Raw genomic sequence first — 22,282 nt, 5'->3', positions numbered from 1 at the left:
TGAAGGGATTGATCACCTAATGACGGAAATGTCTTCAAATAGCGGACGCCCAGCTGATCCTTCTGGACGGATCGGCATCGGGCTCGAACTGGACGGCATCCATATGAAGATCCTCGAGGTCCTGCGCGAGAACGGAAGGATCTCGGTGGCGGCGCTGGCCGAGCGGGTGGGGATCTCGCGGGCGAACGCCTACACCAGGTTCGAGGCGCTGAGGGCCGACGGGGCGATCAAGCGGTTCACCGCGGAGATCGACCACGTCAGGGCGGGGCTCGGCATCACCGCGCTGGTCTTCGTGACCGTGCGGCAGCAGATGTGGAAGCAGTTCAGGGCCGAGCTGGCCAGGATGCCCGAGGTGGAGTACTGCGCGATCACCACCGGCCAGCACGACGCCATGATCCAGGTGCGGATGGCCGACGTGGCGGCGGTGCACAGGCTGGTGACCGAGCGCATGGCCAACATCCCCGCGGTGAAGGCGACCGAGACGGTCTTCATCCTCGACGAGGTGCTCAGGCGGCCGTACGTGCTGCCCACCGACAGGGACGCAGGCCGTACGGCCAGGCGGCCCGCCGCTCCGGAGCCCGCGGAGGTGCCGCTGGGAAAGATGCGCTTCGTCGGCGCGGCCGAGGGCAGGGCGGCGCTCAGGAAGGAGGGAGGCTGAGACCTCCCATGTCTTTCGCCGCGTGGCCGAGGAGGGCCGGCCGGACCGGTCCTCCTCAGGTGGATCTTCTGAAGGGCGGCCCGCGAATGGAAGTTAGGAAAGTTTCCTAAATTCCGTTGACCCCCGTGACTTTCTGTGGGATCACGGTGCAAAGCTCCTATCTCTTCACGGAGACCCAGATGACGTTACGCACCCTTCTGGCCCTTACGGGATTACTCGTCGTGTCCGCCCCTTCGCTCGCCTTCGCCGCGCCCACCCGTTACGAGGCCGAGAACGCCACCGTCTCCCAGGGCGTGGTCGAGTCCAACCACGCCGGATACTCCGGCACCGGCTTCGTCAACGCCGACAACGTGGCCGGCGCCTACACCCAGTGGACGGTCACCGCGCCGCACGCGGGCACCGCCACCATCGCCCTGCGCTACGCCAACGGCGCCACCGCCAACCGGCCGAGCGACATCTCCGTCAACGGCACGCTCGTCGCCGACGACCGCGCCTTCGGCCCCACGGGCGCCTGGTCCACCTGGGCCACCAGCACGCTGACCGCCCCCGTGGTCGCCGGCCAGAACACGATCAGGGCGACCGCCTCGGCCGTCGGCGGCAACCCCAACTGGGACTTCCTCGACTTCGAGGTGCAGGCGCCCAGCGACTTCACCGACTACCAGGCCGAGAGCGCGACGATCTCCCAGGGCGTCGTCGACACCAAGCACGCCGGCTACACGGGCTCGGGATTCGTCGACTACGCCAACGTCGCGGGTTCCTACGTGGAGTTCACCGTCAGCGCGGCCGCCGCAGGACAGCAGGCGCTGGCCTTCCGCTACGCCAACGGCACCACGACCAACAGGCCGCTGGACATCTCGGTCAACGGGACCGTCGTCGCCAGGGACTTCCCCGGCACCGGCGCGTGGACCACCTGGCAGGAGGTCACCGTCAACGCGACGCTGAACGCGGGCGCGAACGTCGTCAGGGCCACCGCCGCCACCGCGAACGGCGGGCCCAACCTCGACAGGCTGCGCGTCAGCGGCCCCGGCGACACCGAGAAGCCCACCCCGCCAGGACAGCCGTCGTGCAGCGAGATCACACACAACAGCCTCAAGCTGACCTGGGGCGCCTCCACCGACAACCTCGGCGTCGTGGCCTACGACATCTTCCACCAGGGCACCCAGATCGCGACGGCGCCGGCCTCGCCGTACACGCTGAGCGGCCTGAACCCCGACTTCGGCTACCAGCTGTCGGTCTTCGCCCGCGACGCCTCGGGCAACGTCTCACTCAGCAGCCCCGAGGCCGCCTGCCGCACCCTGCCCGCACCGGCGGACAACCCGCCCACCCAGCCTGGCCAGCCGACCGTCTCAGGCGTGCGGCCCACCCAGGCCACGCTCACGTGGGGCGCCTCGACCGACGACACCGGCGTGCGCGCCTACCTGATCCGCGACGCCGCCGACACCGTGCTACAGACCATCACGGGCAGCCCGCCCGCGACCACCGCCACGGTCCCTCTCGAGTGTGGCAGGACCTACCAGCTGCGCGTCGTCGCCCGTGACACCGCCAACCAGCTCTCCACGCCGAGCGCGCCGTCGGCCGCCTTCACGACGGGCTCGTGCGGGAGCGTGCCGCAGACCCCGACGACGATCGCCGGCGGCTGGGACGTGCCGTGGGACCTGTCGTGGGCCCCGGACGGCAGCTACGCGCTGGTGACCGAGCGCGACACGTTCAGAGTCTTCAAGGTGACACCCTCGGGCGCCAAGTCACAGGTCGGCACCGTGCCCAACGTCGTGACCACCGACGGCGAGGGCGGCCTGATGGGCATCGACTTCTCGCCTGGCTGGAACGGCACCACCGACCAGGAGGTGTTCTTCATGCACACCGCCTCGGAGGGCAACAGGGTCGCGAAGATGAACTTCAACGGCACCTCGCTCAGCGGCTACGCCTCCGTCCTGCAGGGCATCGCCAAGAACCGCTACCACAACGGCGGCCGCCTCAGGTTCGGCCCCGACGGCCACCTGTACGTCACCACCGGCGACGCCCAGCAGACCAGCACCGCCCAGAACCTCTCCTCGCTCAACGGCAAGATCCTGCGCATCACCAAGACGGGCGCCGCCGCCCCCGGCAACCCGTTCGGCACCCGCGTCTACAGCTACGGCCACCGCAACCCGCAGGGCCTGGCGTGGGACTCCGCGGGACGGCTGTGGTCCTCGGAGTTCGGCAACGCCACCCGTGACGAGCTCAACCTGATCCAGTCGGGCAAGAACTACGGCTGGCCCACCTGCGAGGGCACCTGCAACGTCTCCGGCATGACCAACCCCAAGCACACCTGGACGGTCTCCGAGGCCTCGCCCAGCGGCATCGCGATCGTCAACAACACCGTCTTCGTGGCGACCCTGCGCGGCCAGCGGCTGTGGCGCGTCGTGCTCAACGGGGAGAACGTCTCCTCCGTCAACTCCTACTTCACCAGCACGTACGGCAGGCTCCGCCTGGTGGAGAAGGTGCCCAACGCCGGCGCCATCTGGTTCGGATCGAGCAACTCCGACAACAACGGCAACGGGAGCGCCGACGTGATCAGGCGCTCGACGATCCAGTAGAAGGGACCGCCATGCGTCTGTCGCGACGCCAGCTCGGCGCGCTCGTCGGAGCGGCGGTCCTGGCCCCGCAGCTGCAGGGCCGCCCGGCCGTGGCCGCGCCGGCCTGGAAGCTGATGTGGTCGCCCAGGGCGGGCGTGGACGGCCTGCGCGCCTTCGAGACGATCGAGGACGACAGGGCCGGCTCCCACCCCGCCGGAGCCCCGCACATCTCCACCGAGGGCGACAACTTCCGCTTCACCATGCACACGGTCGACCGCGACACCTCCACCGACAGGCAGCGGCACGAGGTGACGGGCAACCGCACGCCCGGCGGCTACCTGCGGTGGCTGAACGGCGAGACCTGGCGGCTGACGTACTCGATGTACATCCCCTCCTCGCTGAAGGCCACGACCTCCTTCACCCACATCATGCAGACCAAGATGCCCGGCACCGGCACGGGTCCGATCACCGTCACCTCGCTGCGCAGGGTCAACGGCGCGCAGACCATCGAGCACAAGATCTTCGAGCAGGACATCCTGGTCGGCCGGACCGACCTGGTGCCGCTGCAGAACAGGTGGATCGACATCGAGTACGAGATGAAGATCGGCGACGGCGGCGCGGGCTCGGTCAGATGGGTCGTCAGGAGCGCGGGCACGACCGTCGTCGACGCCACGAAGACCGGCGTCGACACCTTCCTCGGCGACAGGGTCCGCCCCAAGTGGGGCATCTACCGCTCGCTCGGCGACACCTCGGGATCGCTGCAGAACTGCCACCTGCTGCTGACCGACCTGCGCGCCTACAAGCTGGTGGAGGCGACAGGGACGAGGCTGGAGGCTGAGAACGCGACGATCTCGCGCGGCGTGGTGAACTCCGACCACGCGGGCTACTCGGGCACCGGCTTCGTCAACACCGACAACGTGGCGGGCGCCTACGTCCAGTGGGCGCACCACGCCCCCGCGGCGGGCAGCGCCACCCTGACCTTCCGCTACGCCAACGGCACCACGACGAGCAGGCAGGTGGCCATCGCCGTCAACGGGGCGAGCACGAACGTGGACTTCCCCGCCACCGGCGCGTGGAGCACCTGGCAGAACAGGAGCATCACGGTCCCGCTCGTCGCTGGCGCCAACACGATCAGGGCCACCGCCATCACGGCGGGCGGCTGCCCCAACTTCGACTACCTGGAGATCCTGGCCTGACGGCCCGCGCGCGCCACCGAGGGTCGTCGCGCCCGCGGTGGCGCGCCCGCATGTCAAGGGCTTGCCCCGCTCCTCGCCGGCTGCCTGACCAGGGATCCGCTCGCCGTCGCGGCGGTGACGGCCGCCTTTTCGTGCCCTGGCTGGTCATCGGCCTGCCCGCGGGTGCTCTCGTCGATCGCTGGAACCGGCGGCGGATCATGCTGGCGGCCGACCTGGTCAGGGCGCTGGTCCTCACCGTGGCCGCCGTCCTGGTCGTCACCGGCGGCGCGAGCGTGCCCGCGCCACGTGTTCCGAAGGCGGGAGCTGTGGGTGCTCGCGCTCAGCCTCGGCGCCTACAACTGCGGCTTCAACCTCGTCCTGGCCACCTTCGTGCTGTACGCCACGGACGTGCTCGCCGTACCGGCCGCGGCGTACGGCGCGCTGGTGGCCGCGGGCGCGGTCGGCGGCGTCGTCGCCGGATGGCGGGCCCGCGCCCTCACCAGGCGGCTGTCCTACCGGCAGACGACGGCTCTCGCACTCGGCGTCCAGGCGCTGGTGTGGCTGGGCGTCCTCGCCGACGCGAACGTCTGGATGACGGGCGGCCTGCTCGCCGTCGGCGGCGCGGGAGCGACGCTGACCAGCGTGGCCGTCGGGTCGGCCCGCCAGGCCCTGCCCCCGACGACCTGCTCGGACGCGTGGGCGCGGCGTTCCGGCTCTTCGGGATGGGCGCGGCGGGCCTGGGGGCGCTGATGGGCGGCGTGCTGGCGCGCCTGTTCGGGCTGAGCGCGCCGTTCCTCGCCGCCTCGAGCCTGGTGGCCGCCCCCGCGCTGCTGGCCAGGCCCGGCGGCCGCGCGCCTAGCGGATGCCGGCCGCCTGGGGGTGATGGCCCGGCTGATCGCGGGTCCCGCCGGGGAAGCCAGGCAGGGCGCCTGGCGGGCGAGCGCTACCGTGTCCGTCGTGAAGTGGCACGGACGTCAACGGCGGGGCCGCGCCCCGCGCCCGAAGAGGCGGCGGGACTCCTCGCCGGTGACGCTGTCGGGCGGGGACGTCCTCCTCGTCGGCTTCTTCTCCGCCAGGCAGCGGCGGCACGCCATCCTCATGGCCGAACTCGCCGAGGCGGTGACGGCCCTCGGCGCTCGCGTGGTGGGGTGCGTGGTGCAGCGCAGGGGGGTCTCCGACGGCGGCGTGAAGGCGATGGACAGGCCCTACTCCTCGCGCACGCTGGTGAGCGCGGGCAAGGCGCGTGAGATCGCGCTGGCTCGTGAGCAGAGCGGCGCCGACGCGGTCGTCTTTCTCCCTCCGCTGACGGATCACCAGCGCGACGTGCTCGCGGAGCTCGTCGGCTGCCCCGTGATCAGCTCCACCGACCTGCGGGTGTGACCTCGGGGCGTCCTGCCGCGGGATGAAGGCCGGCCGCGCGGAAGGCGGAGACGGCGGCGGAGGGCCGTGGAGGCGTGTCCCGGCTGGTCAGCGGTGCCGGATGCGGCGTCAGAGCCCCGCCGCGGCCGGCGGGGCGTCGTAGACCAGGGTGTATCGCCAGAAGAGGCGACGCCGGATCCGGGCGCCGGGCAGCTCCCTCGCTGCCGCGGCCCGGATGTCGGCGAGGGTCTCCCGGGCCTCGGTGGTGGGCGCCGTCATGTGCAGGGGCGGCGCCTCGGCGCGGGCCGGGTGTTTGACCAGCCCCATGATCGGATTGGCCGCCATGGCAGGCAGGGCGGCGAGCAGGTCGGCGGGTCCTGACTCCCGGTAGCAGCCGACGATCACGAGGCGCCCGCCTGGGGTCAGACAGCCGCGCAGCTCACGAAGGGTGGGTGCCAGGGGGAGGTGATGCAGGACGGCGACGAGGGTGACGGCGTCCCAGCGCCCCTGGGGACGCCCGGCGAAGTCGGTGTTGACGATGGTGACCGCGGACTCGCCGGCGAAGCGCTCCGCCGCGGCGCGGGCGGTCGGGGGATGAGGCTCGAGCCCGGTGACGGTGGAGGGGCGCCGGCTGAGCAGCGCGACGAGGTTGCCTGTGCCGCATCCGACGTCGAGAACGGTGCCCGCCCCTGAGGAGGCCACCTGGGACGCGACCCACGGGCCGTAGTGGTCGTTGTGGCTCCACGGGTGCCGCCGGTTGAAACGGTCGAGGCGAGACAGCAGCGTCATGACGATCACCGTAACGATCAGCGCTCCCACGCGCGGTCTTTCCCGCTGCCTCCGGGACCGGATGGTGACTGGTGCGGACGCGGACCGCCCCGACGACCTCAGGTCGTGCGCTCGGAGACGAACACGAACTCGCGACCTGGACGATCAGCGGCTTCTCGCACGTCCAGCACGCGGAAACCGTGCGCGACCAGGCTCGACTCCACCTCCTCGCGGCCGCGGAAGCGGAGAGTGGAGTCGGAGGTGACCACCGCGCCGTCCGACAGGAACCTGTAGGTGTGGCGGAAGGAGACCAGCGGAAGGCTGACGTCGGTGACCTCAAGGCGCTGCTCCACCGGCCCGCTTCCCGGGACGTCGAGGACGATGGGAGCAGGGTCGGCGGCCCAGTCCTCCCACGCCCGGCGTTCGGGGCGCCTGGTCTCGAAGACGAAGTGGCCGTGCGGACGAAGTGCGGCGTGGATGCCCTGAAGCGTCCGTGTCCAGTCGTCGTCGGTGAGGAAGACCTGCGCCACGTTTCCCGTCATCACGGCGAGATCGGCGCCGAGCCCCTGCACTGCCGTGGCATCCCCGTGGACCCAGGTGATGCTTGCGGCTCGATCCTTCGACCTCGCGATCTCAAGTGACGCCTCGGCCGGATCGACTCCCACGACAGTGCGGCCCCTCTCGGCGAGCAGGACGGCCAGGGATCCTGTCCCGCAGCCGACGTCGAGCACCTGGTCGGCGCCCAGCTCCTCGACGATGTCGAGGTAGGCCGTCAGATCATCGCGCTCGCCGTCGAAGGCGTCGTAGACGGGTGCGAGACGAGGGTGGGAGAAGATCGCATCGGGCACCCGGCGACCATATCCGGCGATCAGGCGCTCCGGCGAGGTGTTTTCGGCCGGCGCGAGCTCGCAGGGTCCGCCCATCGTCCGGTTCGCTGAAAGACCCGCGGTAGCAGCCCCGGCCGTCTGCACGGGGGACGCGCGGCCAGGGGAGCGCGGGCGACTACCGTCACACCGTCACCCCCCTCCTCCGTCTCACGTGATCGCACGCGGTCTGACGGGAGAGCCCGTCAGGCGGTGCCGTGCGCGGAACGCCATTCGGGCGCGAGCACCGACCAGATCTCGGTGTCCTGCCGTACGCCCCGGTGGAGGCTGTTCTCTCGCTGGACCCCGTCGCGGCTCATGCCCAGGCGCCTGGCCACGTTGATGCTCGGCGTGTTCTTGGAGGAGACCTGCCACTCCACCCGGTGCATGCCGCGCTCCGTGATCGCCCAGTCGATGATGACGCGCGCCGCGCGGGTGACCAGGGCCGCGTCCCGCGGCGGCCGGCTCCAGCCAGCACCCGGCCTCGCAGGTGCCCATGCCCGCGTCGAACACCCTGAACAGGACGCCGCCGACGAGGAGCCCGTCGAGCCAGATGCCGTACAGCCGCCCGGTGTCGGCGGCGGCCCTGTCGGCGTACGACTGGAGCCATCTGCGCGCGGAGTCGAGGTCGCCCACCACGTCGGGAAGCCCGATGTGCTGGCCGACGAACTCACGGCCGCGATCCATGTGGGCGAGGAACTCCTCGGCCTGCCAGGGCTCCAGTGGCCGAAGCTCAGCTCCATCACCCAGGGGAACGGCGAACATTCTCATCCTCCACAGTGGTCGTGCACGATCCCCGGATCCTCGCACGACCGTCCGGCGCGCTGCTCCGCGCCCCCGAAACGCCCGCCCCGAAACGCCCGCCCCCGAACGCCCGCTCCCGCACGCCCGCCTCCTCTCGCACGCCCGCTCCCGCACGCGTCCCGCACACCCGCCTCCTCTCGCACGCCCGCTCCCGCACGCGTCCCGCCCGCAGCCGCGACCGTCGCCGCCGCTCGGCGGGCCGACGCCCCCGACGCGGCAGGCGCCTATCGGTCGAAGACGATCACCTGGCGGAGCGCGGTGCCGTCGGCCAGGTGATCCATCGCCTCGTTGACGGCCGAGAGCCCGATCCTGGCCGAGATCAGCTTCTCCACCGGTAGCCTGCCCTCGCGCCACATGCGCGCGAACACCGGGATGTCCCTGGCGGGCAGCGCCGAGCCCAGGTAGCTGCCGACGATGCTGCGACCCTCGGCCACCAGCGCCAGCGGCGAGATCGAGACGCGGGCGTGCGGCGCGGGCAGCCCCACGCTGACGGTGCGGCCGCCGGGGGCGGTCGCGTTCACCGCCGTCTCGAACGCCGGGGCGCTGCCCGCCGCCTCCACCACGATCTCCGCCTTCTCCGGCAGGTCGGCAGGAAGGTACGCCTCGTGCGCGCCCAGCTCGCGGGCGGTGGCGAGCTTGTCCTGGTTGGCGTCCACGCCGACGACCCTGACGCCGTCGAGGGCGCGTGCGGTGAGCAGCGCCGCCATGCCGACGCCGCCGAGCCCGACGACCATGACGGTCTGCCCCGCGCGGGGCCTGCCGACGTTGAGCACCGCGCCCCCGCCGGTCAGTACGGCGCAGCCGAGCAGCGCGGCGACCTCGGGCGGCACGTCGTCGTCGACGGGGACGGCCGAGCGCTGGTCGACCACCGCGTGGGTGGCGAACGCCGACACCCCGAGGTGGTGCAGCACCCGCGTGCCGTCCCTGTGCTGGCGGACGGCGCCGCTCAGCAGGGTGCCGCCGTTGTTGGCGGCGCTGCCGGGAAGGCAGGGCGCGACGCCGTCGGTGGCGCAGCCGTCGCAGCCGCCGCACCTGGGCAGGAACGTCATGACGACGCGTCGCCCCGGGGCGAGGCCGGTCACTCCCGGTCCGACCTGCTCCACCACGCCTGCCGCCTCGTGTCCGAGGAGCATCGGCACCGGGCGCGTCCTGTTGCCGTCGACCACCGACAGGTCGGAGTGGCACACGCCCGCCGCCTCCACCCTGACGAGCAGCTCGCCAGGGCCGGGCGGGTCCAGCTCCAGGTCGCAGACCGACAGCGGCCGCGACTCGGCGTAGGGCCTGCTCCTGCCGATCTCTTCCAGGACCGCTCCGCGAATCCGCATCAGATCACCCTTGTTCTTGTCGAGAGGTTGGCGAGCAGCACTCCGCAGCCGCCCAGGACCAGGCCGGCGATCGCGAGCGGGTGCAGTGGTTGCCCTGCGAGCAGCCAGGCCAGCACGGCGGTCACCGCGGGGGTCAGGAAGAACACCGTGCTGACCCGGCTGGCAGGCGAGCGCAGCAGCATCCGGTTGAGCAGGATGAACGCCGCGATGGAGTTGACCAGCGCCATCCACGCCACCGACAGCCCGAAGGCGCTCCAGTCGGACACGCGCACGGGCCCTGCCGCCAAGCAGGCCAGGCCGACCGCAGGGGCGCTGACGAGCAGCTGTACGGCGGTGCCGGTCAGCGCGTGCATGCGGGGCACGAAGCGCTGTTGGTAGAGCGTGCCCGCGCTGAGCCCCGCCAGCCCGGCCAGGCACAGCGCCACCCCGAGAGGGGACAGGCTGACCCGGTCGGCCACCGCGAGAACCACCCCGGCCGCGCCGAGCGCGAAACCGGCCCACTGCCCGGCGCCGATCCGCTCACCCAGCACGCGCGAGGCCAGCACGATGACGACCGGGTTCAGCCCCTGGACCAGGGAGACGACCGCGGCGGGCAGCCCGGCGCCGAGCGCGCTGTAGAAGGCGCCGAACTGCATGGCCTGGATCAGCAGCCCGGAGAGCGCCACGTGCGCCAGCGTCCGCCCTCGCGGCCACGGCGCGCGTCTGACCAGCGCGTACCCTGTGAGCAGCACCCCGGCCACGGCGAACCGGGCGAACATCAGCAGCAGCGGCGGCGCGGCCAGCACCCCCGGGATGCCGGCGATGAACGCGCTGCTCCACAGCACGACGAACACCGCGGGCGCCGGCGACCACCGGGCGGGCGCGGCACGCGAGGCTTCCCGCACCTGGACAGGCGTCATCGAACGGTCCTTCCGCGTGCGGATCAGGAGGCGCGCAGCGCGGCGCGGCGCAGCTCCCAGAGCCGCTCCTCGGAGGTGCACACGCCGGCGGCGCCGTGGCCCAGCGCCTCCACCACGTCGTCCTCCGCCTGCACGAACCCCGCGGCCAGGTACGGCACGCCGACCTCCCTGGCCTGCCGCTCGACGTAGCGCAGCACCACGGCCGGCATGAGCTGCACCAGGTCGGGCTGCGACCTGGCGATGGACTGCATGCTCCGCCGCAGGTTGGACCGGTCTGTCACGAACACCTTCTGCATGGTCAGCAGCCCGAGCCCGGCGGCCCGCTCGATCATCGCCTGCCGGGTGGAGCAGATCCCGACCGCCCCGATCTGCTGCAGGTAGGCCAGCGCGCCGGGGTCGTGGCCCAGCCCGGGGGTGGAGTCGATGTTGACGAACCCGATCTTCCCCGCGGCCAGGGTCTGCCTGACGGTCGCCGCCAGGTCTCCGAGCGGGATGGAGGCCAGGATGCCGAGCGGGGCGGCGGTGGTGGTGAATCGCTCCACCGTCTCCACCCCCACCAGCGACGCCACGACGGGGTGCTCGGCCAGCGCGGAGAGCAGCCGCCGGTCGATGGGACGCTTGTGACGATGGTTCACCGCATCCACCTTAATGAGCGACAGATCCGAAGAGGCTGGGCAGGCCCAGCTTGCCCGGGTTCATGATGCCGTGCGGGTCGAGGGCCTGCTTGACCGCCACCAGAGTGGGATAGCCACTGCCGAGCGCCTCCTCCATGTACGGCGAGCGCAGCAGGCCGACGCCGTGGTGGTGGCTGATCGCGGCGCCGTGCCTGATGAGCACCTGCGCGGCGGCGTCCCAGGCGGCCCGGTACCACTCCCGGCGGCGGCCGCGCTCGACGTCGCCGCGCAGCGAGAAGTACAGGCAGGCGCCGTCGGTGTAGGCGTGCGACTGGTGCGCCGAGGCGCGCAGGGTGCCCCGCACACCCTCGATTGCGGCCACCACCTCGCGGTAGATGTCCGGCAGCGCGGCCCAGGGGGCGGCGATCTCGCAGGTGTCGGCGACGAACCCCGGCCCCTTGGCGAAGCCGTCGCCGGCCTTGCCGACGAGCATCCGCTCATCCAGCCACCTGGCGAACACCGCCTCGCCGTCCAGCGTCACCGACGCGCGCTCCCCGCACGTCTCGGCGGCCACCGCCATGGTGGCGTCGACCAGCACGGGCTCTCCCTCGTCGGCGACGAGCAGCAGGTTGGTGCCCGGCTCGCCGAAGTGGGTGCCGCTCTCCTGCTCGTCGTACAGCCGCAGCACGGCGGGGGTCGCGCCGCGCTGCAGGATCTCCCTGCACGCCTCCAGCCCGGCGGCGAAGGTGTCGAACCCGTAGGCGCGCGCCACGGCGTACGCCGGGAGCCGATGGGTGCGCAGCCGCAGCCGGGTGATCACCCCGAGGGTGCCCTCCGAGCCGATGAACAGCTGCCGCAGGTCCGGCCCGACGGCGGCGCGCGGGTAGGCGCCGTAGGTGGCGGTGGTTCCGTCGGGCAGCACCACGTCCAGCCCGACGACCATGTCCTCGATCTTGCCGTACCGAGTGGACAGCTGGCCCGCGCCGCGGCAGGCCGCCCAGCCGCCGACGGTGGAGATGGCGAAAGCGGAGGGCCAGTGCCCGGTCGTGGCGGCGTGCACCTCCTGCAACTCCTTCTCGAAAAGGTCGCCGAACATGCCCGCCTGCACCTCGACGATCATCGACTCGGCGTCGTAGGAGAGGATCCGGTTGAGCCCGCACACGTCCAGCACGACCCCGCCGAACACCGGCAGCGCCGCGCCCAGCACGTTGCTGCGCCCCGCGGAGACGGTCAGCGGGATGCGGTGCCGATGGCAGATCCGCACCACGGCCGTCACCTGCTCCTCGTCGGCCGCCTCGACGACCACCGCCTCGGGGGTGGCCGGGTTGCCGTCGGTCTCGCCGATGGAGGTGCCCGCCCACCAGTCGCGGGTGCGCAGGATCACCTCGTCCCTGGCGGTGTGCACCGCGGCGCAGACCGCGCGAAGCTCGGCGACCACCTCCTCGGGAACGCGCACCACCTCGCCCTGCAGGCTGGCCTCGCCCTTCCCCGGCGGGCAGTCGGCGGCCCAGCGCGGCGGGGTGGGCGCGCCGACGACGTAGTCGCCCCTGTTGAACGGATGGGTGACGGTCTGCCTGCTGATCATGAAAGTCCTTCCATCAGAACGCTCTTCTCGCGGTCGACGCCGCGTACGTAGTCCTCGACCTGCCTGGCCACCTCGTGGTCGGAGAGCCCCAGCTCGCGCTGCAGCAGCCGGCCGACCTCGGGGGCGGCCTTCACCGACAGGTCGCGGGCGAACAGCCGCATACGGGTGCGCCGCGACAGCACGTCGTCGACGTTCCTGGCCAGCTCGCACCGTGCCGCGTACACCACCTCGGCCCGCAGGTGCTCGCTGCCCTCCACGACCGGCTCGGCCAGCGCAGGGTCCTCGGCGATGAGGTCGGCGAGGAAGCGGGTCTCGGTCCCGTACCGCTCGCCCAGGTGCGCGCCGAGGCCGCCGGTGGCGGTGGTCGCCTCCGCGTCGTAGCCCGCGCCGCCGAGCAGGGGCAGGCGTGCCGTACGGCAGCGCGCCCGGCGTCCGAGCACCCTCAGCGCCTCGTCGATCACCAGTTCGCCCATGTGCCGACTGGTGGTGAGCTTGCCTCCGGTGACGGTGACCAGGCCGTTGGCGTCGGTGGAGATGCGGTGGTCGCGGCTCATGTCGAGGGTGGCGCCCTCCTTGGACCCCACCAGGGGCCGCAGCCCGGCCATCGAGCCGACCACGTCGTCGGGGCTGAGGTTGGCGTCGAAGGCGGTGTTGGCGCCGTCGAGCAGGTAGCGCATCTCCTCGCGGGTGCACAGCACCTCCTCCAGGGAGCCGTCGTAGTCGGTGTCGGTGGTGCCGATCACGACCACGTCGCCCCAGCGGGTGCAGGTGGCGCGCCGTGCCCGGCCGGGCACGGGCACGGTCACGGTGCCGTCGACGGGCAGCCGGGTCCACGGCACCACGATGTGCACACCCTTGGCGGGGCGGACGCGCGGCCGGTGAGCGGCGTCGGAGTAGGCGTCGAGGGTGTCGGACCAGACGCCGGTGGCGTTGACGACCACCCCGGCACGCACCTCGACGGTCCGCCCGTCCACCTCGACGCGCGCGCCGCGCACCCGGCCGCCCTCCTTGACCAGCTCGCGGCAGGCGGCGCCGTTCAGCACGGTCGCGCCGAAGTGGGCGGCGGTCCTGGCGATGGTCAGGGTCAGCCGGGCGTCGTCGGCGCGGCTGTCGTAGTAGAGCAGCCCGCCCCTGAGCCGGTCGGCGCGCAGCCGCGGCGCCCTGGCCAGCACCTCGGACGCGCTGAGCCGCTGATGCAGCCGGCCGATGCGCCAGCCGCCCGCCAGGTCGTAGGTCCACAACAGGCCCTCGAAGGCCTTGGCGATGCGGGCGTCGAACACGCCGTCGTGGGTGAGGATGGGCAGCACGAACGGCAGCCGCCGTACCAGGTGGGGCGCGTTGCGGCGGAACCGCTGGCGCTCCAGCAGCGAGCGCCGCACCAGCGGCAGGTTGCCCTGCTCGATGTAGCGCAGGCCGCCGTGCACCATCTTGGAGGACTTGGAGGAGGTGCCCGAGGCGAAGTCGTCCCGCTCCACCAGCGCCACGCTCAGGCCTCTGGCGGCGGCGTCCAGCGCGGTGTAGCAGCCGGTCACGCCGCCGCCGACGACGAGGACGTCGACCGACCTTGAGGCCAGCCGTTCGATCTGCGCCTGGCGGTTTAGCCGCAGCGGCGTGCGCCGGATGGCGCTCCTGGTCTCCGATCTGGGTCTGCGTTCGGGAAGCCGGATCACGAGGGGGTTTCCTCCTGTGCGTGAGCGATGTGCCGGGTGAGCAGGTCGCGCCATTCGGCGCGGGCCTGCCTGCGCGCGGCGTCGGGAAGCGCGGGCTCGAAGACGGGGACGTCGCCGAGGCCGGCGACGACGGTGGACAGGTCCGGCCACAGCCCCGCGCGCACGCCGCCGAGATAGGCGGCGCCGCGCAGGCTGGCGCTCTCGTTGGCGCCGGCGCGGCGCACGGGCCGGCCGATGAGGTCGGCCTGGCTCGCCATCAGCTCGTCGCTGCCGGCCAGGCCGCCGCCGCAGAACAGCTCGGTCACCGGCGCGCCCATCGCCTCCTCCACGCCGTCGAGCAGGTCGCCCACCGAGTGGGCGATGCCTTCGAGCACGCCGCGAGCCAGGTCGGCCCTGGTGGTGGACAAACTGAGGCCGGTGAGGACGCCGGTGGCCTCGGGCGACCAGACGGGAGTGCGCAGCCCGGCCAGCGCGGGCACGAAGCGCACCCGGCTGGGCCCAGGGTGCTCGCGGGCGAGCGCGGCCAGCTGGGCGGGCGACTCGAACAGCCCGATCTCCTCGCACAACCACCGCACGGCCGAACCGGTGGTGGCGGCGTAGCCCTCCAGGCTGAAAACCGCGGAGCCGCGCGAGCGCCAGCCGACGAGCGTGAGCACGCCGGGCACCTGCCGCCGGTGGACGGGCGGCCGGTCGCCGGCGACGGCGTCGAGGAAGGTGCCGGTGCCGTGCACGCACATGGCCTGGCCGGGCCGGTGCGCGCCGAGCGCGATCAGCGCCGCGTGCTGGTCGCCCATCACCGACAGCACGGGCAGCCGCGCGCCGAGGACCGAAGGGTCGGTGACCCCGTAGTCGCCGTCCTCGTCGAGGATCTGCGGCAGCACGTCGCGCGGGCAGCCGAGGAAGTCCACCCATGGCTCGTGCCAACCGCCGGTGCGCAGGTCGTAGCCGCCGGCGGCGACGGCGTTGGTGGCGGACATGGCATGGACGGCACCGCCGGTCAGCTTCCACACCAGCCAGGTGTCGATCGACCCGAAGGCCAGCCGGCCCGCCGCGTGCGCCCGGCGGGCCGCCGGGTTGGCGTCGATCTCCCGCGCGGCCCACAGCAGCGGTGCGCGCGAACCGACCGGCCGGCCGGTGTGCTCGATCAGGTGGGCGTCCCAGCCGGGCTCCCACGCGCGCAGCCTGGCAGCGTACCGGCGGTCCTGCCACACCACGGCCGGGGTCAGCGGCTCCCCTGTGACGGTGTCCCACAGCAGGACCGTGGCGCGCTGGGTGGCGATCGACACGCCGATGATCTCCACGTCGTGCGCCTGGGCCCATTCCAGCGCCTCCCGGCAGACCTGCGAGGTCTTGGCCCAGATCTCGGCCGCGTCCTGCTCCACCCGCAGATGGTCGGGGGAGTGGACGGAGATGGGCAGGTAGACGGGTGGGGTGGCGCGGCCGTCGTCCAGCACGATGGCCGCGCGCGTGCCCGTGGTGCCCTCGTCGATGCTGAGTACGCCCCTGCGGCGGTTGGCCGTCATCCGCGCGGACCCCCCGTCGGCAGCGCGATGTCCTCCTGTTCCAGGTTGATCGTGATGCGCGTGGGATCCCACCTGATCGCCAGGCAGGTGAACAGGCCGACCAGCGGCACCACTGACAGCACCATGAGGCTGGCGCCTACCCCGATACCGGCCTGCAACTGCGGGAACAGGTACAGGCCCGCGACCGAGCCGAGGCTGCCGAGCATGCCGGTCACGCCGGTGCCCAAGGTGCGGATGTCGCTGCGGTAGGACAGCGCGGCGATCGACTTGCCGTTCGGTCCAGGCCCGGCGGAGTGGAAGAAGATGAACAGCGCGGGCAGCAGCGCGGCCAGCGCGACCGGCAGCTCCTTGAACGTGGCGCCCATCAGCAGCAGCGCGGCGAACACCACCGCGTAGCCGGTCATCGAGCTGACGCGCAGCCCCAACCGGCGGCCCGCGTAGGCCGACAGGCAGCCGCCCACGATGCCGACAGCGTTGAAGACCATCGAGCCGAGCGTGGCCTTCTCGAACTCCCTGCCGAACAGCTCCAGACTGATCACCGGCAGGTACCAGCCGACCGCGAAGTACTGCATGGCCTGGGTGAGCGAGATGACCGTGGACAGCACCGTTCTCGGCAGGTAGGGCGGGCGGAACAGCACGCCGGCGTCGCGTATCCCCACCTGCCTGGCGGACTCGCCCTCGGATCCGCCCTCCTGAGGCCCTTCCTGGACGGCGAAGCCGTACAGCCGGCGCAGGGCCGCGGCGGACTCGCGCAGACGGCCCTTGGCGGCCAGCCAGGTCGGGCTCTCCACGAGGAAGGTCAGCTGGAGCAGGAACAGCGCGAGCGCGAAGGCGGCCGAGGAGGCCACGGACCAGCGCCAGATGTCTGCGCCCACGTCGAAGCGATAGAACACCAGCGTGAGCAGCAGGTTCGTGGTGGTGGCGGTGTACCAGACGCCCTGCCAGAAGTTGAGCCTGCCCTTGAGCGAGGCCGGGGTGTACTCGGCCAGCAGCGCCATGGCCACGGCGAAGTCGATGCCGTAGGCGATGCCGACCAGGGCCCGCCCGGCGAAGACGGTCTGGAAATCGGAGCCGGCCGCGGTCAGCAGCGCGCCGAGCGCGAAGACGACCTTGGTCATCAGCAGCGGCTTGACCCGGCCGATCCGAGCGGCCAGCCAGCCGCCGAAAGGGTTGGAGACGATGGCGATGGCCGGCGCCATCGCGGTGAGCAGTCCCACCTCGGTGGGAGACAGGCCGAGCTGCTTGACCATCGGAGACAGCCCGGCGCCCAGCGCCGCGTTGGAGTAGGCGTCGAGGAACAGACCCGCCAGGGCGAGGAACCAGATCCAGCTGGCCCTGCCGGTCAGGCGCGTGAGGGTGTCGATGAGGCCGGCCGCGTCTGCGGCGTTGCGGATGCGGGTCGTACTGGTGGCCACGGGGGCGTCGCTCATGCCCAGCCGCCTTTCAGGGGGGTTCAGGTCCCTTGCCAGCGGTCCGGAAATGACAAAAGCACAGACGAAGACCACTGACAGGGATGTCTTCGTCTGTGCCTGCCGATTGACGGGACGTTATGCCCCCGTCGTCCGGAATGTCAAGCAACAGGCGGGGCCCGAATGTAGCGTTGTATTGGTACATTGAGCGGGTAGAGGAGGTCTGCCATGTCACCGATGACGGCGACGCTCGTGGGGCTGCTCGGCGTGCCCCTCCTGGCGTTGCTGATCGGGTTCCTGCCGGTGTCCGGCAGGCGAGTCTCCCGTTTCGCCGCCGCGTACGACGTCGCCCTCACCAGCGACACCCGGCCGGTTCTCTCCGCCTACCTGACCAGAACCAGCAGATGGCGGGCCGGTGGCGGGGCCATCGGGTGGCTCGCTGCCGGCGCGTTCGCCTCCGGGAGCGGCGGCTACCACTACTTCCTGGGCGTCGCCGGATATCTGGCGGGGGCGCTGGTCGCCGAGGTCGGGGCGTCCCTGCCGGTGCCCGAAGGCCGTCGCCGGGCCAGTCTCGTGGTGCGCAGGCCGAGCGACCGCCTGACGTGGGGAGCGCGCTGGGGGCCCGTCCTCATCGTGGCGACGCTGGGCGTTCACACCTGGATCTACCAGGCGTGGTCCACCGCCGGGCGCGACAGGGTCTCGCCGTCCCAGGTGATGCTGGCTCTGGCGGGGATCGGACTGGCCACGGCCGTTCTGTGGCTGTCGTGCCGGTTCGTGGTGCTGCGCGCCCCGAAGGCCTCGGCATGATCGTCGAGATCGATCCGGACGCGGTCGCGCCGCCGTACGAGCAGCTCAGGGCCCAGATCGCGGCGCTGATCCGGACCGGGAGGCTGTCGGTCGGCGACCGCCTTCCGAGCATCAGGCACCTGGCCCACGACCTCGGTCTGGCGGCGGGGACGGTCGCCCGCGCCTACCGCGAACTGGAGGCCGCGGGCTACCTGCGCGGTCGGGCGGGCCAGGGCACCGTCGTGCGCGACATCCCCCACCTGCCCGAATCTGAACGCACCGCCCGCCTCGCCGACGCCGCCCGCGCCTACGCCGCCGCGGTCCGCGAACTCGGCGTCGACGTCGACGTGGCCCTCGCCACCGCCCGGCACCACCTCACCGACCCTGGCGATTGACCCGCCGCGCCTCGAGGCACGCGTCGCCGTCACTCTCACCCTCGACTCCGGCTTCTGGTTCCTGCCCCGCGCCCACCGAGCGCGGGGCAGCGGTCGCCGCGCTACAGCTGGACGTCCATCAGGCAGGGGCAGCCCGTGCCGGGCCGCGACGCGAGCACCAGCACGACGATCACCACCAGAAGACAGCCGAGTCGCGCGAGCCACCGAGCCTGGTCGCCGGTGAGCGGGACGCTGATGGACACCAGACTGAAGTCGTTGAACATGATCACTCCCTCTCGGGCGCGACCCGGGCGGAGGGGAGGTCGTAGGCTGGAGGTGCTGAATCACCGGCCGCGACGCCCTGCTCCGGCACGGCTCGCGCCGTTGCCCGTCCCTCCGCCTGTTCGGGGGGACGGGCACAACTCTAATTCGCCATAGGACGGCGGAGGCGCCGGTTTCCATGCCGCCCTCGGCTCGGCAGTTCTGCCCCTGCGGCGCGGAGGGCTTTTCGGCGTGCGAATAAGACCGCTTGTGAAATGGGCGGTCCTCGGCTTTCTTGGCGTCATTCCCAGCGCATGTCGATGGAGTGTTTGCGCAGCTTGTGACGGGCTCCTGGCGCGTCGGCGGCTGCCGTTCGGCATGCCGTGAGAGAAGTAATCCCTGGTGAGGATCGGCGCCAGGATTGTTCAACAATTCCGAAAGGGGTAAATCGCCGTTCCAGGCGCGAGGAGAATGGCACAAGAATGGCGCCTCCCGGGCGGCCCGGAGTCTTTTCGGGCGTTTTTCTGAGGCCATGACCGAGGTCTGGGCGTCGTCCGTCGGCCCCTTCTTCGGCTCTGGCGTCATGGTCCACCTCGCTTGCCGCCGAGCTACAGGACCGGAACCTTCTCGACACCCCGTCCCGCGCGTCTCGTGACGCCACCGGCGGCTGAGCGCCGTGGGAGCCGCCCGGTAGTCTGCATCCGAACGATCACCTGATCCTGGGGCGAGACATGCTTCATCGTGACCCTCTGACGATCGCGGTCGCCCAGCCGCCGACCATGGCGTTCGACGTGGCTGCGAACGCGCGGACCCACTCCGCCGTCGTCCGCGCGGCCGGCGCGCGCGTGGTGGTCTTCCCCGAGCTGTCGCTGACCGGCTACGAACTGGACGCCCCCGCCATCACCTGCGAGGACCCGCGTCTCATCCCGATCGTCGAGGCGTGTGCCGAGACGGGATCGGTCGCCCTGGCGGGCGCCCTCGTGCGGGGCGAGCAGGGCCGCCCGTCCATCGCGACGCTGGCCGTGGACGCGAGCGGTGTCCTGGTCGCCTACCGCAAGATGTGCCTGGGCGGGCAGGAGTCGGAGCGCTTCCAGCCCGGTGAGAAGCCGTCGGTGCTGGAGGTCGACGGCTGGAGGCTGGGCCTGGCCATCTGCAAGGACATGGGCGTGCCGCGGCAGGCTGCCGAGACCGCCGAACTGGGGATGGACGCCTACGTGGCCGGCGTGTGCGAGCTGGAGGAGGACCTGCCCATCATGGAGGAACGGGCCCGCCGCGTCGTCGCCGACAACGGGGTCTGGGTCGCCGTGGCCAGCTTCGCCGGACCGACGGGAGGCGGGTTCGCGCGCACCGCGGGCCGCTCGGGCATCTGGTCGCCCGAAGGCGCCGTGATCGCCCGCGCCGACGCCGACCCAGGCTCCCTCGCCCGCGCCACGCTCACCGGCTGAGCCGCCGGCCCGCGGCGTCGCCGGGCAGCAGCCCGTACCCTGCCACGGCGAGCGCCACGGCCAGGATTCTGTGGGCCGACCCCGTCAGCCAGGGATCACCGCGACGGCCTCGACCTCGACCAGCTGGTCGTTGTAGCCGAGAACGGTGACGCCGAGCAGGGTGCTGGGCACGTCGTGCTCCCCCATGTACTCGCGGTAGACCTTCCACGCGCTGCCCAGGTCGCTCTGCCGGGAGGAGGCCACGTACACGGTGGTCTTGGCGACGTCGGCCAGCGACGCTCCCGCGCCCTCCAGCGCGGTCACGAGGTTGCGCATCACCTGATGGGTCTGCCCCGCGTAGTCGCCGACGGCGACCGTGTTGCCGTCGAGGTCGAGCGGGCACGCGCCGGCCACCCAGATGGAGCGCACGGGCGCGTCGGCGACGGCGGCGTAGGCGTAGTCGACCGCCTGCGTGAGCCGGTCGTTGCGAATCAGTCGGACACCAGAGTTCATAGGCATCCGCCTATGGTGTCCTCATGCTTATTGTGCGTCAAAGCATATTGTTCGTGCTGTGAGCCGTGACGTGGGGGTACGGCGTGCTCACCGCGCTCGACGGCGCGCCCTACGGTCTGCCCGTCGGAACAGCGAAGCGGCCGCCGGTTGCTAGGGTCAACTGTGATCACTTGTGTCGTCGAGTACGTGATCGACCCTTCGAAGATCGACGCCTTCGAGCGCTTCGGCCGCCGCTGGATCGAACTGGTCAACCGCCACGGAGGCACGCACCACGGCTACTTCCTGCCGGCGGAGGGCGCCAGCGACAAGGCCCTGGCCCTGTTCAGCTTTCCCAGCCTGGCCGCCTACGAGGAGTACCGCGCCCTCTTCGGCGTCCATCCCGACTTCGTCGAAGCCGACCGCATCAGGGACGAGAGCGGGTGCGTCCTCCGTTACGAGCGGACCTTCATGCGGCCGTTGCTTCCCGAACCTCCGGACGAGGGATGAGCCGGGGGCCGCACGCCTCCACGACAGCTCAGGGCCGCAGCGCGGCCGTCCACGCGTTCATCCCCGCCTCGGTCAGGACGTGGTCCAGCGCGGTGAGGGCGGCTCCGTGCAGCGCGCCGTCCTGGCCCAGGACGGCGGCCACCACGCGCGGCGGGTCCGCCCGGCGAAAGCGCATGAGACCGCCGGTCAGCGCGGCCTCGAACTCCGGCGTGGCCGCCGCCCGCAGCGGCTGGGCGAGTCCGCCGAGTGTGACGACGTCGGGGTCGAGTGCGTTGATGAGCCCTGCCAGGCCGCCGCCGAAGCTGCCTGCCGTACGGCCGACGGCCGCGGCTGTCGCCGCGTCCGCTGAGGTCCGGGCGATGGCGGCCAGCGCGTAGGTCCGGGGATCGTCCGGCGGCGGCTCGCCCAGATGGCGGGCGATGGCTCTGCCGTCCACGGCCAGGTCCCAGCAGCCGGTGGCCCCGCACGGGCAGCGCAGCCCGGGCTCCCCGAGCGGGAGGTGGCCGAACTCGCCGCCCGCTCCCGTCGCGCCGCTGACCGGTCGCCCGTCGACGACCAGGGTGCCGCCGACCCCCACCTCGATCATGACGTGCAGCGCCGTCGCCGCGCCCGCCGCGGCGCCCTCGCGGGCCTCGGCGACCCCCGCGAGCGTCGCGTCGTTGCCGATGAGCAGGGGCAGCCGCGCGTCGGAGGCGAGCGCGCCGAGGTCCACCGCGTCCCAGCCCAGCGTGGCGGCCTGGACGACCCTGCCGTGCTGCACGGTCGCGGCGACGGCCACCCCGACGGCCCTGACCCGCCGTCCGTGGCGAGTGTGGACGCGTCGCACCGCCTGGGCGATCGGGCCGATCACCTGCTCGGGGCCGCGCCCGGCGTGGACACCCGCCTCGACGATCTCCGGCCTGCCGTCGAGGGCCGCGACCGCGCACCGCCAGTCCTCCTGGCGCAGGTCGACAGCGATCACGAGCGGGCCTTCGGGGTGCGGGCCGAGGACGGTGGTGGGACGGCCCCGTCCCGAGGCCGCGGCCGGAGCCTCGGACAGAAGCGCCAGCTCACGCAGGCGCGCGGTGATCTCGGTGGCCGAGCCGCTGCTCAGCCCGAGCCGCTGCGCCACCACCGCTCTCGTCACCCCCGGCTCGCGGCGCATCTCCTCGAGAACCGCCAACGCCCCGCGCCAGCGAGCGTCGCCGACGCGAGAGGGGCTTGCCATCCGCACCACTGTCTCCTTTATGCT

Annotated in this window: 22 protein-coding genes; 9 read left to right on the top strand and 13 right to left on the bottom strand. The window is 72.1% G+C overall.

The genetic code is table 11. The annotated features are described in order from the left end of the window. Positions 1 to 19 precede the first annotated feature (19 nt). From FHR33_RS04905 to FHR33_RS04885, 5 genes are all read left to right on the top strand, one after another. On the top strand, positions 20 to 658 hold the full coding sequence (locus tag FHR33_RS04905; protein WP_183644113.1) for an Lrp/AsnC ligand binding domain-containing protein: 639 nt from the start codon (positions 20 to 22) through the stop codon (positions 656 to 658). A 179-nt stretch (positions 659 to 837) separates the two neighbouring features. After that, on the top strand, positions 838 to 3,234 hold the full coding sequence (locus FHR33_RS04900) for a PQQ-dependent sugar dehydrogenase (RefSeq protein ID WP_183644110.1): 2,397 nt from the start codon (positions 838 to 840) through the stop codon (positions 3,232 to 3,234). Positions 3,235 to 3,245: 11 nt separating this feature from the next. Next, complete coding sequence (locus FHR33_RS04895; protein WP_221240939.1) at positions 3,246 to 4,409, top strand: carbohydrate-binding protein; 1,164 nt, start codon at positions 3,246 to 3,248, stop codon at positions 4,407 to 4,409. Between the two features lie 309 nt (positions 4,410 to 4,718). Then, positions 4,719 to 5,138: a hypothetical protein gene (locus FHR33_RS04890; protein ID WP_183644107.1), complete on the top strand. Its 420-nt coding sequence runs from the start codon at positions 4,719 to 4,721 to the stop codon at positions 5,136 to 5,138. A gap of 207 nt (positions 5,139 to 5,345) precedes the next feature. Further along, entirely contained in the window at positions 5,346 to 5,768 is a 423-nt protein-coding gene (locus FHR33_RS04885) for an HflX-like GTP-binding protein (RefSeq protein ID WP_312895368.1), read from the top strand. A gap of 108 nt (positions 5,769 to 5,876) precedes the next feature. Here the strand turns inward: FHR33_RS04885 and FHR33_RS04880 are convergent, their stop codons facing one another. From FHR33_RS04880 to FHR33_RS04835, 10 genes are all read right to left on the bottom strand, one after another. Then, on the bottom strand, positions 5,877 to 6,536 hold the full coding sequence (locus FHR33_RS04880; protein ID WP_183644104.1) for a class I SAM-dependent methyltransferase: 660 nt from the start codon (positions 6,534 to 6,536) through the stop codon (positions 5,877 to 5,879). A gap of 98 nt (positions 6,537 to 6,634) precedes the next feature. After that, positions 6,635 to 7,363 carry a class I SAM-dependent methyltransferase gene (locus FHR33_RS04875; RefSeq protein WP_183644101.1) on the bottom strand — a complete coding sequence of 243 codons (729 nt, stop codon included), beginning with the start codon at positions 7,361 to 7,363 and terminating at the stop codon, positions 6,635 to 6,637. A gap of 221 nt (positions 7,364 to 7,584) precedes the next feature. Further along, on the bottom strand, positions 7,585 to 8,121 hold the full coding sequence (locus FHR33_RS53170) for a GNAT family N-acetyltransferase (protein ID WP_376773278.1): 537 nt from the start codon (positions 8,119 to 8,121) through the stop codon (positions 7,585 to 7,587). A 285-nt stretch (positions 8,122 to 8,406) separates the two neighbouring features. Continuing rightward, entirely contained in the window at positions 8,407 to 9,507 is a 1,101-nt protein-coding gene (locus FHR33_RS04865; RefSeq protein ID WP_183644098.1) for an alcohol dehydrogenase catalytic domain-containing protein, read from the bottom strand. Then, a complete protein-coding gene (locus FHR33_RS04860) occupies positions 9,507 to 10,406 on the bottom strand; it encodes a DMT family transporter (protein ID WP_183644095.1) in 900 nt (299 codons plus the stop codon). Before FHR33_RS04860 ends, FHR33_RS04865 begins: the two co-directional genes overlap by 1 nt. A 23-nt stretch (positions 10,407 to 10,429) precedes the next feature. After that, complete coding sequence (locus FHR33_RS04855) at positions 10,430 to 11,041, bottom strand: glycerol-3-phosphate responsive antiterminator (RefSeq protein ID WP_221240936.1); 612 nt, start codon at positions 11,039 to 11,041, stop codon at positions 10,430 to 10,432. Positions 11,042 to 11,051: 10 nt separating this feature from the next. After that, a complete protein-coding gene (locus tag FHR33_RS04850) occupies positions 11,052 to 12,605 on the bottom strand; it encodes an FAD-binding oxidoreductase (protein WP_183644094.1) in 1,554 nt (517 codons plus the stop codon). Next, the gene (locus FHR33_RS04845) at positions 12,602 to 14,275 is read right to left on the bottom strand and encodes a glycerol-3-phosphate dehydrogenase/oxidase (protein WP_183644091.1); all 1,674 of its coding nucleotides are present in this window, start codon (positions 14,273 to 14,275) and stop codon (positions 12,602 to 12,604) included. The genes FHR33_RS04850 and FHR33_RS04845 overlap by 4 nt, the downstream gene beginning before the upstream one ends. Further along, positions 14,272 to 15,798, bottom strand: coding sequence for an FGGY family carbohydrate kinase (locus FHR33_RS04840; protein ID WP_183644089.1), 1,527 nt, complete (start codon positions 15,796 to 15,798; stop codon positions 14,272 to 14,274). The genes FHR33_RS04845 and FHR33_RS04840 overlap by 4 nt, the downstream gene beginning before the upstream one ends. Beyond that, positions 15,795 to 17,228, bottom strand: coding sequence for an MFS transporter (locus FHR33_RS04835; RefSeq protein ID WP_183644086.1), 1,434 nt, complete (start codon positions 17,226 to 17,228; stop codon positions 15,795 to 15,797). The genes FHR33_RS04840 and FHR33_RS04835 overlap by 4 nt, the downstream gene beginning before the upstream one ends. Before the next feature lie 207 nt (positions 17,229 to 17,435). On the opposite strand from FHR33_RS04835, the gene FHR33_RS04830 reads away from it, so the two are divergent. Further along, positions 17,436 to 18,014, top strand: a complete 579-nt coding sequence (locus FHR33_RS04830; RefSeq protein WP_183644083.1) for a hypothetical protein — start codon at positions 17,436 to 17,438, stop codon at positions 18,012 to 18,014. Further along, the gene (locus FHR33_RS04825) at positions 18,011 to 18,388 is read left to right on the top strand and encodes a GntR family transcriptional regulator (protein WP_183644080.1); all 378 of its coding nucleotides are present in this window, start codon (positions 18,011 to 18,013) and stop codon (positions 18,386 to 18,388) included. Before FHR33_RS04830 ends, FHR33_RS04825 begins: the two co-directional genes overlap by 4 nt. 101 nt (positions 18,389 to 18,489) lie before the next feature. On the opposite strand, the gene FHR33_RS04820 is transcribed toward FHR33_RS04825, so the two are convergent. Next, complete coding sequence (locus FHR33_RS04820; RefSeq protein WP_183644077.1) at positions 18,490 to 18,651, bottom strand: hypothetical protein; 162 nt, start codon at positions 18,649 to 18,651, stop codon at positions 18,490 to 18,492. 708 nt (positions 18,652 to 19,359) lie between these two features. On the opposite strand from FHR33_RS04820, the gene FHR33_RS04815 reads away from it, so the two are divergent. Further along, positions 19,360 to 20,073: a carbon-nitrogen hydrolase family protein gene (locus tag FHR33_RS04815; protein WP_183644074.1), complete on the top strand. Its 714-nt coding sequence runs from the start codon at positions 19,360 to 19,362 to the stop codon at positions 20,071 to 20,073. 84 nt (positions 20,074 to 20,157) lie between these two features. Here the strand turns inward: FHR33_RS04815 and FHR33_RS04810 are convergent, their stop codons facing one another. Beyond that, on the bottom strand, positions 20,158 to 20,565 hold the full coding sequence (locus tag FHR33_RS04810; RefSeq protein ID WP_183644072.1) for a RidA family protein: 408 nt from the start codon (positions 20,563 to 20,565) through the stop codon (positions 20,158 to 20,160). Positions 20,566 to 20,727: 162 nt separating this feature from the next. Here FHR33_RS04810 and FHR33_RS04805 point away from each other — a divergent pair, with 162 nt between their 5' ends. Continuing rightward, positions 20,728 to 21,051 (top strand): NIPSNAP family protein, encoded by a 324-nt coding sequence (locus FHR33_RS04805; RefSeq protein WP_183644069.1) that lies wholly within the window; start codon positions 20,728 to 20,730, stop codon positions 21,049 to 21,051. A gap of 28 nt (positions 21,052 to 21,079) precedes the next feature. Here FHR33_RS04805 and FHR33_RS04800 read toward each other — a convergent pair whose 3' ends face one another. Beyond that, positions 21,080 to 22,258, bottom strand: a complete 1,179-nt coding sequence (locus tag FHR33_RS04800) for an ROK family transcriptional regulator (protein ID WP_183644066.1) — start codon at positions 22,256 to 22,258, stop codon at positions 21,080 to 21,082. Positions 22,259 to 22,282: the final 24 nt, after the last annotated feature.

Source organism: Nonomuraea dietziae (genome assembly GCF_014195505.1).
In the GTDB taxonomy this organism is placed as follows: Bacteria; Actinomycetota; Actinomycetes; order Streptosporangiales; family Streptosporangiaceae; genus Nonomuraea; species Nonomuraea roseola.
This window is presented reverse-complemented; position numbering and strand designations above follow the sequence as displayed.

What these genes read in the sequence shown, in the direction of transcription:
- FHR33_RS04905 (WP_183644113.1), top strand. Translation starts at nt 20, where the DNA reads ATGACGGAAATGTCTTCAAATAGCGGACGCCCAGCTGATCCTTCTGGA.
- FHR33_RS04900 (WP_183644110.1), top strand. Translation starts at nt 838, where the DNA reads ATGACGTTACGCACCCTTCTGGCCCTTACGGGATTACTCGTCGTGTCC.
- FHR33_RS04895 (WP_221240939.1), top strand. Translation starts at nt 3,246, where the DNA reads ATGCGTCTGTCGCGACGCCAGCTCGGCGCGCTCGTCGGAGCGGCGGTC.
- FHR33_RS04880 (WP_183644104.1), bottom strand. Translation starts at nt 6,536, where the DNA reads ATGACGCTGCTGTCTCGCCTCGACCGTTTCAACCGGCGGCACCCGTGG.
- FHR33_RS53170 (WP_376773278.1), bottom strand. Translation starts at nt 8,121, where the DNA reads ATGGAGCTGAGCTTCGGCCACTGGAGCCCTGGCAGGCCGAGGAGTTCC.
- FHR33_RS04865 (WP_183644098.1), bottom strand. Translation starts at nt 9,507, where the DNA reads ATGCGGATTCGCGGAGCGGTCCTGGAAGAGATCGGCAGGAGCAGGCCC.
- FHR33_RS04860 (WP_183644095.1), bottom strand. Translation starts at nt 10,406, where the DNA reads ATGACGCCTGTCCAGGTGCGGGAAGCCTCGCGTGCCGCGCCCGCCCGG.
- FHR33_RS04850 (WP_183644094.1), bottom strand. Translation starts at nt 12,605, where the DNA reads ATGATCAGCAGGCAGACCGTCACCCATCCGTTCAACAGGGGCGACTAC.
- FHR33_RS04840 (WP_183644089.1), bottom strand. Translation starts at nt 15,798, where the DNA reads ATGACGGCCAACCGCCGCAGGGGCGTACTCAGCATCGACGAGGGCACC.
- FHR33_RS04835 (WP_183644086.1), bottom strand. Translation starts at nt 17,228, where the DNA reads ATGAGCGACGCCCCCGTGGCCACCAGTACGACCCGCATCCGCAACGCC.
- FHR33_RS04830 (WP_183644083.1), top strand. Translation starts at nt 17,436, where the DNA reads ATGTCACCGATGACGGCGACGCTCGTGGGGCTGCTCGGCGTGCCCCTC.
- FHR33_RS04825 (WP_183644080.1), top strand. Translation starts at nt 18,011, where the DNA reads ATGATCGTCGAGATCGATCCGGACGCGGTCGCGCCGCCGTACGAGCAG.
- FHR33_RS04820 (WP_183644077.1), bottom strand. Translation starts at nt 18,651, where the DNA reads ATGTTCAACGACTTCAGTCTGGTGTCCATCAGCGTCCCGCTCACCGGC.
- FHR33_RS04815 (WP_183644074.1), top strand. Translation starts at nt 19,360, where the DNA reads ATGCTTCATCGTGACCCTCTGACGATCGCGGTCGCCCAGCCGCCGACC.
- FHR33_RS04810 (WP_183644072.1), bottom strand. Translation starts at nt 20,565, where the DNA reads ATGAACTCTGGTGTCCGACTGATTCGCAACGACCGGCTCACGCAGGCG.
- FHR33_RS04800 (WP_183644066.1), bottom strand. Translation starts at nt 22,258, where the DNA reads ATGGCAAGCCCCTCTCGCGTCGGCGACGCTCGCTGGCGCGGGGCGTTG.